At 56.1% G+C, this 13,722-nt stretch carries 14 protein-coding genes; 5 read left to right on the plus strand and 9 right to left on the minus strand.

All coding sequences use genetic code 11. The annotated features are described in order from the left end of the window. Positions 1 to 16 precede the first annotated feature (16 nt). The 4 genes from AC4GMC_RS00165 to AC4GMC_RS00180 form a co-directional block, all read right to left on the minus strand. Positions 17 to 1,330, minus strand: a complete 1,314-nt coding sequence (locus AC4GMC_RS00165) for an HlyD family type I secretion periplasmic adaptor subunit (RefSeq protein WP_487878911.1) — start codon at positions 1,328 to 1,330, stop codon at positions 17 to 19. Further along, positions 1,327 to 3,057: a type I secretion system permease/ATPase gene (locus tag AC4GMC_RS00170; RefSeq protein ID WP_487878621.1), complete on the minus strand. Its 1,731-nt coding sequence runs from the start codon at positions 3,055 to 3,057 to the stop codon at positions 1,327 to 1,329. The genes AC4GMC_RS00165 and AC4GMC_RS00170 overlap by 4 nt, the downstream gene beginning before the upstream one ends. A 179-nt stretch (positions 3,058 to 3,236) precedes the next feature. After that, positions 3,237 to 4,475, minus strand: a complete 1,239-nt coding sequence (locus AC4GMC_RS00175; protein ID WP_487878910.1) for a flagellar motor protein MotB — start codon at positions 4,473 to 4,475, stop codon at positions 3,237 to 3,239. A gap of 28 nt (positions 4,476 to 4,503) precedes the next feature. Next, positions 4,504 to 5,265 (minus strand): motility protein A, encoded by a 762-nt coding sequence (locus tag AC4GMC_RS00180; RefSeq protein ID WP_487876951.1) that lies wholly within the window; start codon positions 5,263 to 5,265, stop codon positions 4,504 to 4,506. 104 nt (positions 5,266 to 5,369) lie between these two features. Here AC4GMC_RS00180 and AC4GMC_RS00185 point away from each other — a divergent pair, with 104 nt between their 5' ends. Beyond that, on the plus strand, positions 5,370 to 5,861 hold the full coding sequence (locus AC4GMC_RS00185) for an Lcl C-terminal domain-containing protein (RefSeq protein ID WP_487878909.1): 492 nt from the start codon (positions 5,370 to 5,372) through the stop codon (positions 5,859 to 5,861). Between the two features lie 9 nt (positions 5,862 to 5,870). Here the strand turns inward: AC4GMC_RS00185 and AC4GMC_RS00190 are convergent, their stop codons facing one another. Continuing rightward, positions 5,871 to 6,098, minus strand: coding sequence for a hypothetical protein (locus AC4GMC_RS00190; protein ID WP_487876953.1), 228 nt, complete (start codon positions 6,096 to 6,098; stop codon positions 5,871 to 5,873). A 166-nt stretch (positions 6,099 to 6,264) separates the two neighbouring features. Between AC4GMC_RS00190 and rpoN the strand changes: the two genes are divergently transcribed. The 3 genes from rpoN (at position 6,265) to AC4GMC_RS00205 (ending at position 8,360) form a co-directional block, all read left to right on the plus strand. Next, complete coding sequence (gene rpoN, locus AC4GMC_RS00195; RefSeq protein ID WP_487876954.1) at positions 6,265 to 7,608, plus strand: RNA polymerase factor sigma-54; 1,344 nt, start codon at positions 6,265 to 6,267, stop codon at positions 7,606 to 7,608. A 124-nt stretch (positions 7,609 to 7,732) separates the two neighbouring features. Next, positions 7,733 to 8,179 carry a hypothetical protein gene (locus AC4GMC_RS00200; protein ID WP_487876955.1) on the plus strand — a complete coding sequence of 149 codons (447 nt, stop codon included), beginning with the start codon at positions 7,733 to 7,735 and terminating at the stop codon, positions 8,177 to 8,179. A gap of 43 nt (positions 8,180 to 8,222) precedes the next feature. Continuing rightward, positions 8,223 to 8,360: a hypothetical protein gene (locus AC4GMC_RS00205; protein WP_487876956.1), complete on the plus strand. Its 138-nt coding sequence runs from the start codon at positions 8,223 to 8,225 to the stop codon at positions 8,358 to 8,360. A gap of 160 nt (positions 8,361 to 8,520) precedes the next feature. On the opposite strand, the gene AC4GMC_RS00210 is transcribed toward AC4GMC_RS00205, so the two are convergent. The 4 genes from AC4GMC_RS00210 to AC4GMC_RS00225 form a co-directional block, all read right to left on the minus strand. Further along, positions 8,521 to 9,114, minus strand: a complete 594-nt coding sequence (locus AC4GMC_RS00210) for a LabA-like NYN domain-containing protein (RefSeq protein ID WP_487876957.1) — start codon at positions 9,112 to 9,114, stop codon at positions 8,521 to 8,523. A gap of 361 nt (positions 9,115 to 9,475) precedes the next feature. Next, positions 9,476 to 9,718 (minus strand): hypothetical protein, encoded by a 243-nt coding sequence (locus AC4GMC_RS00215; protein WP_487876958.1) that lies wholly within the window; start codon positions 9,716 to 9,718, stop codon positions 9,476 to 9,478. A 264-nt stretch (positions 9,719 to 9,982) separates the two neighbouring features. Then, entirely contained in the window at positions 9,983 to 10,705 is a 723-nt protein-coding gene (gene istB / locus AC4GMC_RS00220) for an IS21-like element helper ATPase IstB (RefSeq protein WP_487876959.1), read from the minus strand. A 14-nt stretch (positions 10,706 to 10,719) separates the two neighbouring features. Further along, entirely contained in the window at positions 10,720 to 11,259 is a 540-nt protein-coding gene (locus AC4GMC_RS00225; RefSeq protein ID WP_487876960.1) for an Arm DNA-binding domain-containing protein, read from the minus strand. Between the two features lie 353 nt (positions 11,260 to 11,612). On the opposite strand from AC4GMC_RS00225, the gene AC4GMC_RS00230 reads away from it, so the two are divergent. Beyond that, the gene (locus tag AC4GMC_RS00230) at positions 11,613 to 13,589 is read left to right on the plus strand and encodes a DEAD/DEAH box helicase (RefSeq protein ID WP_487876961.1); all 1,977 of its coding nucleotides are present in this window, start codon (positions 11,613 to 11,615) and stop codon (positions 13,587 to 13,589) included. Positions 13,590 to 13,722: the final 133 nt, after the last annotated feature.

Below are 13,722 nucleotides of genomic sequence, written 5' to 3' on the forward strand. Positions count from 1 at the left end.
TGGCTTGGATATTGGATCACGTCTCGCGGAAGGCTTTGGCAAAATAATCCGTCAGGGGTTTTGCTAGGTAAGCCAGCGGTGACCTTTCTCCGGTTTTGATAAAGGCTTCCACGGGCATGCCGGGCAACAGGACCTGATCTCCCAATTTGCCCATCTGATCCTCTGCGGGGATCAGTTCTATCTGATAGTACGACACGCCGGTGGCATCGTCGGTGAAGACATCTGCCGATAGGTTGGTTACGTGGCCAAAAACATCGGGCGTCATGCGCTGATCAAAGGCGGCAAAGCGCAGCGTTGCGCGTTGGCCGACGTGGACCTGATCAATGTGGATGGGGTCGACGCGTGCCGAGACCACGAGAGGCTGGTCTTGTGGGATAATGTACATGATCGGCTCCGCAGGTGAGACGACCGATTGCAGTGCAAAGACCTGTGAGCCGTAGACGACACCGGCGACCGGCGCGCGCACGTCGAGATGAGCCAGGGTATCGAGCAGGCTAAGGCGGCGCTGTACCAGTTCGACCTCATGGTATTGCAGGTCTCGCAGGCTTGAAATCGCCTCTTCGCGCAGTCGCGTCGTGAGCGTGATGCGACGAATGTTGAGAGCTGCGATTTGACCGCGCAATTGGGCAATGCTGGCGGTGGTTTTCCCGATTTCACCGGCAAGTCGGGCCTGCTCGCGCAGGAGGGACGACAGTCGGGATGCTGGGGTAAGACCTTTGTCGAACAGGTCTTGGGTGTCGGTAAGCTCGGCCTCTATCAGGATGTTCTGTTTTTCGAGAGCGGTCAGTTGAGCGCCGACGCCCAAGATTTGGTTTTCCGTTTGGGCGATCTGTTCATCAATTTGTTCGGCATTCTGGCGTAGGGAAGTGGCACGCGCCTCAAACAGACGTTTTTGACCGGCAATCAAGGATTGGACGTCTGCATTGGCCCGCGCAAGGGTTTGTAAATCTATGGGGATGGGAAGTGTATTTAGCCCGTCACGCTCTGCCTGAAATCGGGCCTTGCGGGCCAAAATCTCGAACAACTGCCCTTCGATGATGGCCAGCTCTGACCGCATTTGCGTGTCGTCAAATTGTAGGACGATGTCGCCCGCCGCGACGTGATCACCGTCTTTGACGAATAATGCTCCGACCACACCACCCTGCGGGTGTTGCAGCACTTGGCGGTTAGATTCCACTTGGATCATGCCGGGGGCGATGACGGCGCCTGCGATACGGGCCTCAACACTCCAGACACCGATGACACCCACCAAGATGGTCAAGGCGACTGAGCCGATCAGCAGCGCGCCTGTTGCCTTCCATTTGCGGGGCGAGGGGGCATGCGCTGTCATTGTGGTTCTACCTTTTTGACCGGTTTGCGGATTTCGTGAACGTTGCCGACCATGGATTTTAGAACTTCATCACGGGGGCCCTCGGCTTTGATCTGGCCGTTCTCGATGATCAAAAGACGGTCGCATTCAGATATCGCGGAGGGGCGGTGGGTCATAATGATGACGCCCCGGTTCGCGGCCTTAAAGTCGCGCACTGCGCGGTTAAGGGCGGCCGATCCATCCGCGTCGAGGGCTGAGTTCGGCTCATCCAGTAAAAGCAGCACCGGGTCGCCGTACAAAGCGCGGGCAAGGCCAATGCGCTGTTTTTGTCCGCCGGATAGCTGACCGTCTTCGCCTTGGATCAGCGTATTGTAGCCTTGGGGGAGCGATAGGACCATTTCATGGACATTGGCGCGCTTGGCAGCCTCAATGACCTTTTCTTGGTCCGGCTCGGTCGACATGCGCGCGATGTTTTCACTGATGGATCCAGTGAACAGCACAACCTCTTGTGGGAGGTAGCCGATGTAGGACCCCAATGCATCAGGACTGTACTGATCCAGAGTTGCACCGCCAAACCGGACCTCTCCGGCTGCAATCTTTGTTAGACCTAGCAGCGTTTTGGCCAATGTCGTCTTGCCTGACGCGCTTTTGCCTATGACGCCAAGGGCTTCGCCTGCGCCCATGTAAAACGAGATGCCGCGCAAAACGGGTGCCCGTGCGCCCGGAGGGACGACAGTCACGCCTGCGAACGATATGTTTGCCTCTGGCGTTGGGAGGCGGTGGAAATTTGGATCCTCTGGGGTGGAGCGCAAAAGCTCTGATAGAGCTGTCCATGCGCCGCGCGCTTTTTGGACCATGGCCCATTGACCCAAGGCCTGTTGTACCGGCGCAAGAGCGCGCCCCAAAAGAATAGAACTGGCGATCATCGCGCCTGCGGTTAGCTCACCCTGCAACACAAGGTAGGCCCCAAGCGCGAGCATTGAAGACTGCAGCAAGAGTGTACTGGATTTGCTAAATGACGAAAACAACCCGGTCCAATCGCTCGATTTGATTGATTGCCCCAAAGCGGTGTCGCGTAGGGTGAGCCAGCGTGCCGCGACCGAGCCGGTCATCCCCTGTGATCGTACGACCTCCGCGGAGCGACGCACCTGTTCGGCAAGTCCTTGCGCGCGGAGCGAGGAGGCCTGTGCCTCAAGCGTTTTGGCGTTGGTGAGCCAGTTGTTCACGAGGGTAATCAGGATCAAGGTTGCGCTGCCAAACGCAGCGAGCCAGCCCATCCATGGGTGAAACAAAAAGATTGCGCCGATGAACATGGGTGTCCATGGAATGTCGAACAGTGCGGTCATGACGTTTGATGTGAACAACGTGCGCAGCGTTTCGAGATCGCGCAGGCCGCTTGCGGGTTCGGACCTGTCGCGGGGGAAGAGCGCGCGTTTGAGACCCGCGTTGAACACGCGGCCATCGAGCAACGACTGGAACCGCGCGCCGAACCGAGCCAGCACACGGCCGCGGGCGAAGTCCAAAAATGCCATCAGCGTGAACAGAACCACCACCAGCAGAAATAGCGCGAGCAAGGTTTCTTCGGAGCGGGACCCAAGGACGCGGTCATAGACCTGCAACATAAAAAGGGGACCGGTCAGCATTAGCAAGTTCACGAACACACTGAAGACGAATGTTGCCAGCAACAGCCATGCGCCGGAGCGGCGCGCCTTGCGAAGTTCCGGCAGTCCGAAGGGGGATTTTCTCATGCAGTCGTCTCACCGGGTCGTGGTTGTTTAGGTGATGACGCTTGGAAATCCGCATGCTGGGGCAGGGACAGATTGAGCCATCTCTTCCATGGCTAGGGGAGCTGGGCGGCTAGGTTTTGACTTTTGTCAATCCAAGTCGGTCTTCCTGCGTCCGGGAGGGGGCGCAGGAAGACCCGCGCCTATTCGAAATCAATTTCGATTTCGATGCGGCGGTTGCGTTCGCGGCCTTCTGCGGTCTCGTTGTCGGCAATGGGGCGGGTTTCACCGTAGCTGGTTGCGGACATGATGCGCTCGGGCACCTCTTCTAGGGCCTCGATCTCTTGGACGACGCTGGCGGCGCGGGCTGCGGCAAGGTCCCAGTTGTCACGGTAAAGCGCGCCAAAGGCGATGGGCACGTTATCCGTATGGCCCGCCACGACGACTTTGCTGCCGGGATCGTTGGTGACAGCGGCCAGTTCGGCCACAATGGATTGCGCGGCACCGGTCAGTTCGGCTGAACCGGACGGGAAGGCGCCACCCGCCCCAAGGGTGACAAAGACGGTGCTGTCGCGTCGTTCTACTGTGACCATGCCTTGGTCGATCTCATTTTGAAGGTTGGCGTTCAGCTCTGCCTCTGCCTCACGTGCGAGTTGCTCCGCGCGGGCGTTTTGATCAAGCTGCTCTTGGTCCCGCGCACCGCCTGTGGCATCTTGTTGGCGTTCAAGTTCGGACACCATGCTGATCAGTTCGTTCAGGGTCTGATCCAACCCGCCAAACAGGACCTCTTGTTCGGATTTGCCTGTTGCAAGGCCCGCGATTTCAATCGCTTGGCCAACGCGCTTGAACTTTTCGATCATCTCTTGGGGGGAGGCGTCTTCGGCGTTGAGATCGACGACCACCTTGTCGTCGACCATCTCGGCGGTCATGTTCACGGCCTCACCGATCTTTTGCAACGCGTCCAAAAGTTGTTCGGCATCAGAGCGACCGTCTTTGTCGGATTGGCTGTCCGCGTCCGTGCCGCCGAGCCCTTCGTTGTCTTCGGCGCCTTCGAGTAGATCATCTTCGCCGTCCATGTCGCGATCATCAGAGGGAATTTTGACCTCTGGTTCGCGGATTTCGGTTGTCTCTTGGGTCATTTCCTCGGTCACCGAAGGGGCGGGTGAGGGGCTGAAATTCATCTCAAGGATTGTGGTGCCCTTGGGCTGTTCCACCACTGGTACGACCCTCTGCACCCCGAAGGAGTCTTTGAGCGAGCCAGAAATCTGTTTGAACTTTGGCACGTTCATTTCGGCGAAGGACAGGATGAGGACGAAGAACGCCATCAAAAGTGTCGCAAGGTCAGCAAAGGTCGCCATCCACGCAGGTGCGCCGACCGGAGGACACTTTGGGCATTCCTCGTCTTCGTCCTCTTCTTCGACAACTTCGATGGCTTCAGCCATGGGTGGTCTCCCGTTGCGCGCACATCATTTATGCAGCTTCAATCTTGGACTGCATCTTGGGCGGTAGGTTCGAGACCATCTGATCTTGGATGTTCCGCGGGGACTCGCCGCGTGCAATGTTGCGCAAGCCAAGGACGATCATTTCGCGGTAGATCACCTCATAAGCTGTGTAGCCTTCGAGTTTGGTTAGGATCGGGGCAAAGATCACGTTGGCCACAATCGCACCGTACATGGTGGTTAATAGCGCCACGGCCATCGCAGGACCGATGGCTTTGGGGTCTTCCATGTTGCCAAGCATCAGCACCAGGCCAATCAACGTACCGATCATACCCATCGCAGGGGCCAGATCGATCCATGCTTTGATCACGTTCTGGTTCGACTCGTGGCGCGCCTTCATCGATTTGATTTCTTGGTTCAACTGCTGGACCAGTTTGCTTTCGTCGGCGCCATCAACCAAGAGCTGCATACCTTTTTCAAAGAATTTGTCAGGGACGTCTTGGCCTTCTAGGGCCATCATCCCGTCCTTTCGCGCAATGCCGGCCAGTTCGATCATCCGCTCGATCATTTTGTCCAGTTTTTTGACTGGCGGCAGGAACGCCTTGGCCATCGCGCCAAAACTGCCGAAAAACGTGCCAATGGGGGTGGTGTACATCGCGGCGAAGAACGTACCGCCGATAACGATCAGCACTGATGGTACATCAAAGAAGGGTGCCAGGCCGCCGCCCACGATCATAGCACCGCCGATCATGGCGAAGGCGCCGATTAGTCCGACGATCGATGCGATATCCATGGGGCTTCTCCTGCGATGGACGGTTTCGGCATGGAATATGCAAGCGCAGTGCCAAATCGAATATGTCGTCCGGGAGAGATTATTTGATGGAGACGAAGCAAAGAATGCGCCTTCGCCAGTGGGTCAAGGGGGGATGCCTTGCCTTGGGGGTCATGGTTCATGCGCAAGGGGCAGTGGGGCAAGAGAATTCAGGGCGGATGGCGAAAGGTCCGATTGTGATCGATCTGCTGGAAGGCTTGGAATGGATGCGGTGCAGCGTGGGGCAGGTTTGGTCCGGGGGCGGATGCCGTGGCACTGTTTTGAAGGCTCCGTTGGAAGCCGCGGATGACGTAATTCTGCGGGCATCCCGCAGTTCGGGGGATGGCTGGCGCCTGCCCACGCGCAAAGAGTTAACGCGACTTGCGGAAATGAATGACACACCGCCTATGATCAACGAGACCCACTTCCCGGGGACCTATCGTGGCAGTTATTGGACATCGAACCGTAACCGGCTGCTTTGGGGTAACCATTGGGTTGTAAACTTTAACACAGGTCACGCCTATGCGCGGGCATTGCCGCGGCAGCCGCTTGCGTTTCGTTTGGTGCGGGATCGCTAGGCCAGGAGGTTATCGGGCGCGTGTATCACGTCGTTCAAGCAGTGCTTTGCCAATCGCACAAACGGCTAGCACGCCGACAAATCCAAGCGACAACGTCAGGGTCGATTGCCCTTGGAGCAGTTCGAATGTTTGTGGGCTGAGCAGGTTGAGTAGGGCAGTTCCGACCACCGCGCCTATAAAGAACCTGATTGCGATGCAGCGCCGACAGGGTGGTGTCTGATCGTCAATTTTTTTCATGCTGCAAAATCCTGAGTGGCTAAAAAATTGCCATTGAGCTGATGCATGCAATTAATATGCGTGAACTGACTTAGCGTAACTCAAGACAGTTAATTTTCTCAAAAGATACAAACAATCAATGCCTTGGCGTTGTTACCCTAGCGTTAACCACGATTAGGGGTTTTTGATGTTACATTTATCCATGCAGGCGCAGATTACGCAGCGCCAATCACTTGTTTTTACGCCGCAGCTTCAGCAGGCGATCAAATTGCTACTGCTCAACAACTTTGAGTTGTCGAGCTATGCGGAGAAGGTCGCCGAGGAAAATCCGTTTGTGGAAGTGGAAAAGCCCAAGGCGATGCCGCGTTTGGCGATGGGCGGCGGGCAGGCGGATAACGGTGACTATGACCCGATTGCGCACATTGCCGACACGTCTGATCAGTCGTTTCAGGCGCAAATTTTCCGTCAGGTGGAGGATTTGTTACCGGATGCGGCGTCGCGGGCCATTGGGTATGCATTGGCCTCTCATCTTGAGCCAACCGGCTGGATCACGGAACCGTTGGATGCCATCGCTGACAACATGGGTGTCGATTGGGCGCGTGCCGAGCAGGTCTTGATGCAGTTGCAAAAGGCAGAGCCGGCTGGGTTGTTCGCGCGCAATCTGACAGAGTGCCTGAAGCTACAGGTGCGTGGTCCTGCGGCAGAGGCTGCGCGGCTCCATACCTTGATTGATAATCTCACATTGATCCAAGCGGGCGAGTTAAGCGCGTTACGCCGCAAGTTGGATTGCACCCAAGATGAGCTGGGCCAAGCGTTACGTCAATTGCGCGGGTTGGACCCCAAGCCAGGCTTAGGTCTTGGCGGGGCAGATGTGATGCCGGTGCGTGCGCCGGACTTGCGCGCGTACCAAGATGCGAATGGCGATTGGGTGGCTGAGTTGAATAACGCGACATTGCCCGTGATCAAGGTTGATGAGGCGTTAGGGCGCCGTGTGCGCAAACTGACGATGGAAGACGCTGACCGTGAATTTGTGCGTACATCGCTTGGGACTGCGCGTTGGTTGAGCCGCGCGATTGCGCAGCGCAACGAGACGAGCATCAAGGTTGCCGCAGAAATCGTTCGGTATCAAAAAGCGTTTCTTGAGAATGGGATGCAGCACATGCGGCCTCTCAAGCTAAAGGCGATTGCAGACGCTGTCGGGGTGCACGAAAGCACGATTAGTCGCGTGACATCGTCCATGATGATGCAAACGCCACAGGGGTGTTTTCCGCTAAAGGTGTTCTTCAGCACGGCGATCAATACAGATCAATCCGATGAAGGTGCCTCGGCCCGGGTGGTGCGGGAAAAAATCCGTGAAATGGTGGGGGGTGAGACGCCCACGCGTCCCCTGAGCGATGATCGGATCACGCAACTTCTGACTGGTGAGGGCTTTCGCATTGCGCGGCGTACGGTCGCGAAATACCGCAAGATGGATCGCATTCCTTCGTCGTCGGAACGCAGGCGTCATGCCAAGATTGCATCGGTTTTGTAGTGTCTAAGTGATTGCACGAAAGCATGCGCCGATATCCTAAGATACAAATTGATACCAAAAGCTAGTGAGACGCGAATCGTAGGTATTCCTAATGTGAGTCTAACAACAAGCGTTGGAGATTATTGTGGTCAAAGCTTTGAAAGACATTCAGGTCAAGTGTGGCTTTATCGGCCCACGCAACCGTCTCTTCCTTCGTATGCAAGAAATGCTAGCCGTCAGTGGTATTCCACTGCAGGATGAAATGTCGTTTGAGGCTTTCTCGCGTCAGACACCCAAGGCAGCAGCTACCTATGACTTCCTGTTCGTTGATATCGACGGTCTTGGCGGGGTGGTCAAAATCTTCAATACGCTGGCGCGGCTTCGGACTGAGTTCCCGTTTGTGCCAGTTATCCTGGTTTCCGGCGACTTTGAGACCAACGATTTCGATACGACGCGTCGCCTGCTGGGTGATGTATCGCTTCGCAGCCCTGTTCTGCACGCCTCGCTTGAGACCGCTCTGTTCGAGTCCATCGAGAACAACCGCAAATGGTGCGACAGCGTCGTCCATTATCGCGAAAATATTGCAGCCTGATTTACAAACTAATTTTACCAGACGTCAAAAGAAAGTTATTAAGATGCATGAAGCTTCCTTCGCCAGCCAAGACTTTGAATGTGATGCGCAACATGACGTCAAAGTTGCACGCATGTTCGCGTTTTCAATGGTCACGGGGATCATGATGTGGGCGCTGTTCATCTGGGGCGTGTTCTTTTAATCATACTTCGGTAACAAGATGAAAATGGGCTCGGCCGACGTGGCTACGAGCCCTTTTTTGTGTCGTGCGCCCAATGAAGGTTGCCGTAGATGGCGGAGCAAAAAAAAGGGGCCCCAGCAGAATGCGAGGGCCCCAGTTTTATAGGATTATTGTTATGTGTTTATGACGCAGCGGCTACCTCAGGGAGGTCGCTTTCAGTTTCGTCATGTTCGGCGGCTGTCTGCTGGCGCGCGGGCCGCGAGATAACGGCCTTAAGCTGATCCAGTTCGATGAAGTTGTCCGCAGTACGGCGCAGCTCGTCCGAAATCATCGAGGGCTGGCTGCGGATCGTGGATACGATGGACACGCGGACGCCGGTGCGTTTGATCGCCTCAACCAACGGACGAAGATCACCATCCCCCGAGAACAGGACAATGTGGTCCACGTGAGGAGATAGTTCGAGCGAGGCTACCGCGATGTCGATTGCGACGTTGCTTTTGACTTTCCGGCGGCCCTGGGGGTCCGTGTATTCACGCGCTGTCTTGGAGGCGACCGAGTAGCCGTTGTAGCATAGCCAGTCCACAAGTGGGCGGAGGGTTGTGAATTCGTCGTTTTCGAGCAGAGCGATGTGGTAAGACATCCGGACCAATTTGCCGCGGCGCATGAATTCTTCGCGCAGAAGACGGTAGTCGATCTCAAAGTTAAGGGCTTTGGCCGCTGAGAAGAAGTTGGCGCCGTCGATGAAGACTGCGATGCGTTCGCCTTTGTAAAACATTTGTTGTCCTAATTCCTAAGGGGAACTCGTGGTGAATGAGTTCCGTTTCGTCGGACAATATACTCTGCGTGGAGAACAGTTAGATATTGCGCTTTGGGTGAGGGTTTGGCGCAATAGTCTAGTTTTTTGCAACGAATGCGCTAAATGTGATCTTAATCACAGCGTCATCATTCTTTTGCTCATTGGGGCGCGCCGGTGTGAAATTTCGCCTGCAGTGTTAGCGCTGACATATCTATCCGCAGTGAGCTCACTCGATTTGGATTAGATAAATGAGCGGATAATATTGTGAAACGATAGCTCACCAAGGGTCACTCAGTAATAAAGAGATGCAGTGCCGTAGTTAGCCGCTCTCTAAAGTGAGTTAACTTGCGAAATCGACATCAATGGAGCGTGCGTTCAGCGCGCTCATCACGCCGTGCAGGACGTTTTTCGACCCGATACCCTCGCGGAGCGCTTCGTGGATCACGCTCTCTTTGGGCTGTTTGCTCGTGATGTTGAGGATCAAACGCTGTCCTTTGATCGCATCATAGATAACTTGCATGCGTCCGCCGTGTTTGACCCGCAGACCTACGAACTCACTTCCGTTCTTGGTGTGATATGCCATGATGTGTTGCCACCCTTTGTGTACTGACGCCAAGATATCGGTTTTCCTTTGCGAACAGTACTTTGCAAAAGATAGTTGAGGTTAACTGTGGCCTTGTGAACACAGCGTTGGTCGTAGGGTGCAGAAGCCGTGCTGTTTCAATGCGTTGCATACAGCTCAACTAACAAGTTGTTGGTTAACAAATGGTTGAGATTGGTTGAGAACGCATTGTGAAAACGGCGTGCTATCCAAAGAGCATAAAGCGCGCCGCTTTTTGGGGCACTGTTATTTGCGCATCGATGGGCCGTCCATCGCGATCCGGTGCGCGCGGTGTACCAAGCGATCCAAAATCGCATCCGCAAGCGTTGGGTCGGCAATCATGTCGTACCATTTGTCGACGGGAAGCTGACTGGTCACGATGGTGGCTTTGCGTTCATATCGGGCGTCGACCATCTCCATCAAGTCGCGGCGTTGGGCGGGCGTCATGATGTCTGGCCCCCAATCATCAAGGATCAGCACATCAGCGCGGACGACCTTGCTGAATACCCGGTCAAATTGTTCGGCCTTATGGGCGCTGTCGAGTTCGGCCAACAGCTGTGGCATGCGGAAATAAAGTACCGCTTTGTCTTGCCGGCAGGCCTCGTGACCTAAGGCGCAGGCGATATAGGATTTGCCCACGCCACAGGGGCCGGTGATCAAAACGGTTCGATGTTCCGCGATCCATTGTCCCTGCGCGAGGGAGTTAAGCTGCGTCTGGTCCAAGTTTCGTTTCGTCGCATAGTCGATCATGTCGACCCGCGCGGTGTCATCGCGCAGTTTGGCTGCCCGCAAGCGTGACTGCAGTCGACGTTCGCCGCGGTTCTGCCGCTCTTGTTCAGCCATCAGGCGTATCCACTCCACCGGGTCAGCCTGACGATTGACTTCGTTCTCGGCCAATTCGCTGAACATCTCGGCCATGCCGTCTAGTTTGAGGGCACGTAGAGCGTCATGTGTCGCGGTGAGTGACATTGCTTATCTTCCTTTTAACTAAAATAGTCTCGACCGCGGATATTCTTGTGCGGAAGTGTTGGAGCGTCGTCTTTGGGCGCACTGCGGAGCGGCGGATGAGGAGGGGGGGCGTCGTGCGCGGCTGAGGCTTCGACCATAGCTGGCGCAGAGCTATCGGGCTTGGGACTACGGCGCACTATTGCGGGATGCGATATGGGCGCGGTGTCGAGTGCCTCTTTTTGAGGTAGGCTGGCATTGGTGTTGATTGCAGTGTCTGGCGTAGGTTCATCATGTTTGAGACGCGCATTCAACTCTGCGATCTGCTGTTTAAGATACTGTTCATGACTGCGACGCAGGGTGGATAAAATATTGACGCCAGAGGCAACTTTTTGACTATTCTGTTCCGCACGGGCGCGCGCCTCGGGCAATCCAACCTCAGGGAAACGGCCCAGTTCAACGATGCGTGGCTTATTATCGATCTTGATGTTCTGAACCCAGATACGGCCACCCGATATGTCGGGACGCAAAGAAACCCCGGGGCGCCAGTTCGTTTTTTTCTGAAGGGAAAGTGGCATCTGGTGTCGGCAGCTCGTGAGGTTTGTTCAGCAACTGGGTGTGGTAGCACAGCAAATTTCGTGCCGGGATCTAGGCCGCGTCTGTCTTTTTGTCCCAGTGGCTCGAGTGAGAGTGATGCGGCCGCGTATGTGGTAACGGCAGGTTGGCGTGAAATTTAGCGCCCCTTGGGTGCTATTTGCCCGTCCAGAAGGTCAAAATCCGCGAAATAACCCCGTCACGCGGCATTTGGACCCAAGACCAGCCCTATACAAAAGACGCCCCATTAGGTAGAGCCGGGCCTTCACCCATGGATGACGCAATGCCTGTGAACACAGCGGCGCATACCACTTGCCCTATATAAAGAGCTTCCGACTTGAAAAAAACGATCGCAGACGTGCTGGCCCGCAAGGGCTACGATACCTTGACCCCTGTCCAGGAGGCGGTCACCCAGCCGGATATGCAAGGTCGGGATCTATTGGTTTCGGCCCAAACCGGGTCGGGCAAAACAATTGGGTTTGGCTTGGCGATCGCGCCGACACTGCTGGGTGAAGACGATACATTCGGTCAAGCGGAAACGCCGCTCGCACTCGTGATCGCACCGACGCGCGAACTGGCGATGCAGGTCAAGCGTGAGTTGGGGTGGCTATATGCGGATGCTGGTGCATCGCTTGCATCCTGTGTGGGCGGCATGGACATGCGCGACGAACGGCGCGCGTTGGCGCGTGGCGCGCATATCGTTGTGGCTACGCCCGGACGTCTGCGCGACCACATTATGCGCGGATCAATTGATCTGACGACTGTGCGATCTGTGGTCTTGGACGAAGCTGACGAAATGTTGGATCTTGGTTTTCGCGAAGACCTTGAGTTTATTCTAGAGCAAACCCCGTCTGAGCGTCAGACGCTTCTATTCTCAGCAACCGTGCCCAAATCGATCCTTGGTTTGGCCGCGACCTATCAGAACGATGCGCAACGGATTTCCACCGTGGGTGAGCAAAAGCAGCACACCGATATTGAATACCGTGCCATGTCCGTGTCGCCGCGTGATGCTGAGAACGCGGTGATCAACGTCTTGCGGTATTATGAGGCCCCCAATGCGATTGTGTTCTGCAACACGCGCGCAATGGTGTCGCGTCTGACGGCGCGCTTGTCCAACCGTGGCTTTGCTGTGGTGGCCCTATCAGGTGAGCTGACTCAAAGTGAGCGGTCCAACGCGCTGCAATCCATGCGCGACGGGCGTGCGCGGGTGTGTGTGGCCACGGATGTCGCCGCACGCGGGATCGACCTGCCTAAGCTGGATTTGGTCGTCCATGCGGAGCTGCCCAACAACCATGAGACGCTGTTGCACCGCTCCGGCCGGACGGGTCGGGCAGGGCGCAAAGGGGTCAGCGCACTGGTTGTTGTGCCCTCCACTCGGAAGAAGTCCGAACGGCTTTTGAAGATGGCCAAGTTGAATGCGAACTGGGGGTCGGCACCGTCGGCTGCAGAAGTCTATGAGCGGGACGAAGTGCGGATGCTTGCAGCGGATGATTGGCAGCAGGAGATCACCGAAGGTGAACGCCCGTCCGTCGATAAATTGGTTGCCCAATTCTCGGCCGAGCAGATCGCTGCGGCCTACATGCGCCAGTACCAGACGCGCCATTCCGCACCCGAAGATATTGGCGCAGTCCAACACGAAGAGCGTAAACCGCGCGCGCCGTTCGGGCCCAGCGTGTGGTTCTCGGTGTCGGAAGGGCGCAATGATAATGCATCACCGCGCCATCTTTTGCCGATGATCTGCAAGGCTGGCGGCGTGAGCAAAGACGACATCGGCGCAATTCGCATCGCGGATAACGAGTCATACGTCGAAATCCGTCAGGCCAGTGTTGACGGTTTCCTTGCGTCGATTGGGCCAAGCATGAAGGTTGAGGGCACCAAGGTGATCACACGTCTGGATCAAGCTCCAAATGTGCCTGATTTCAAAGGTGGACGCCCAGATCGCGCGCCCAAGTCAAAGCCGGCTCATCGTAAAGGCGACACCCGGCCCGTTGATTGGAACGACGCGCCCGAGCCACGCAAGCGCAGGCCCAAGCCCGAAGATCGTAAGCCCGCCAAGCCGCCCTATGGAGCGAAGCCTAAAGGTGAGCCATCAGATGCCCCGTGGAAAGCGCGTGCCAACAAGCCGGCTGGTGATTTCAAGGGAAAGCCAAAGTCGGGTGATGATGGCGAAAAGGCTGGTGGCTACAAGCCGCGCGGCGATGGACCTAAAGGCCCACCACCGCCTAAGGGCAAGTCCAACAGCAAAAAGAACCGCGTCCGTACGGCCGAGGCAAAAGCCGCCAAAGGTGGAAAAGCCGCGCCGAAGCGCAAATGATTTTTCACTGACGTTTGTGACGATTGCAAATGCCGCTCCAAGGTTTCTTGGGGCGGTTTTTTTGATGCGTGTTTGGCTGAGGTCGGGACACTAACATGAGTGGCTCTGTGATCCCGGTTTCGGAAAGCTCTTA

It is taken from the genome of Thalassobacter sp., assembly GCF_982993085.1.

Bases quoted from the DNA above. Each gene is read 5' to 3' on its own strand.
- AC4GMC_RS00215 (WP_487876958.1), bottom strand. From the start codon at position 9,718: ATGGCATATCACACCAAGAACGGAAGTGAGTTCGTAGGTCTGCGGGTC.
- rpoN (WP_487876954.1), top strand. From the start codon at position 6,265: ATGTTACATTTATCCATGCAGGCGCAGATTACGCAGCGCCAATCACTT.
- AC4GMC_RS00225 (WP_487876960.1), bottom strand. From the start codon at position 11,259: ATGCCACTTTCCCTTCAGAAAAAAACGAACTGGCGCCCCGGGGTTTCT.
- AC4GMC_RS00210 (WP_487876957.1), bottom strand. From the start codon at position 9,114: ATGTTTTACAAAGGCGAACGCATCGCAGTCTTCATCGACGGCGCCAAC.
- AC4GMC_RS00190 (WP_487876953.1), bottom strand. From the start codon at position 6,098: ATGAAAAAAATTGACGATCAGACACCACCCTGTCGGCGCTGCATCGCA.
- AC4GMC_RS00205 (WP_487876956.1), top strand. From the start codon at position 8,223: ATGCATGAAGCTTCCTTCGCCAGCCAAGACTTTGAATGTGATGCGCAA.
- AC4GMC_RS00180 (WP_487876951.1), bottom strand. From the start codon at position 5,265: ATGGATATCGCATCGATCGTCGGACTAATCGGCGCCTTCGCCATGATC.
- AC4GMC_RS00170 (WP_487878621.1), bottom strand. From the start codon at position 3,057: ATGAGAAAATCCCCCTTCGGACTGCCGGAACTTCGCAAGGCGCGCCGC.
- AC4GMC_RS00185 (WP_487878909.1), top strand. From the start codon at position 5,370: ATGCGCCTTCGCCAGTGGGTCAAGGGGGGATGCCTTGCCTTGGGGGTC.
- istB (WP_487876959.1), bottom strand. From the start codon at position 10,705: ATGTCACTCACCGCGACACATGACGCTCTACGTGCCCTCAAACTAGAC.
- AC4GMC_RS00175 (WP_487878910.1), bottom strand. From the start codon at position 4,475: ATGGCTGAAGCCATCGAAGTTGTCGAAGAAGAGGACGAAGACGAGGAA.
- AC4GMC_RS00165 (WP_487878911.1), bottom strand. From the start codon at position 1,330: ATGACAGCGCATGCCCCCTCGCCCCGCAAATGGAAGGCAACAGGCGCG.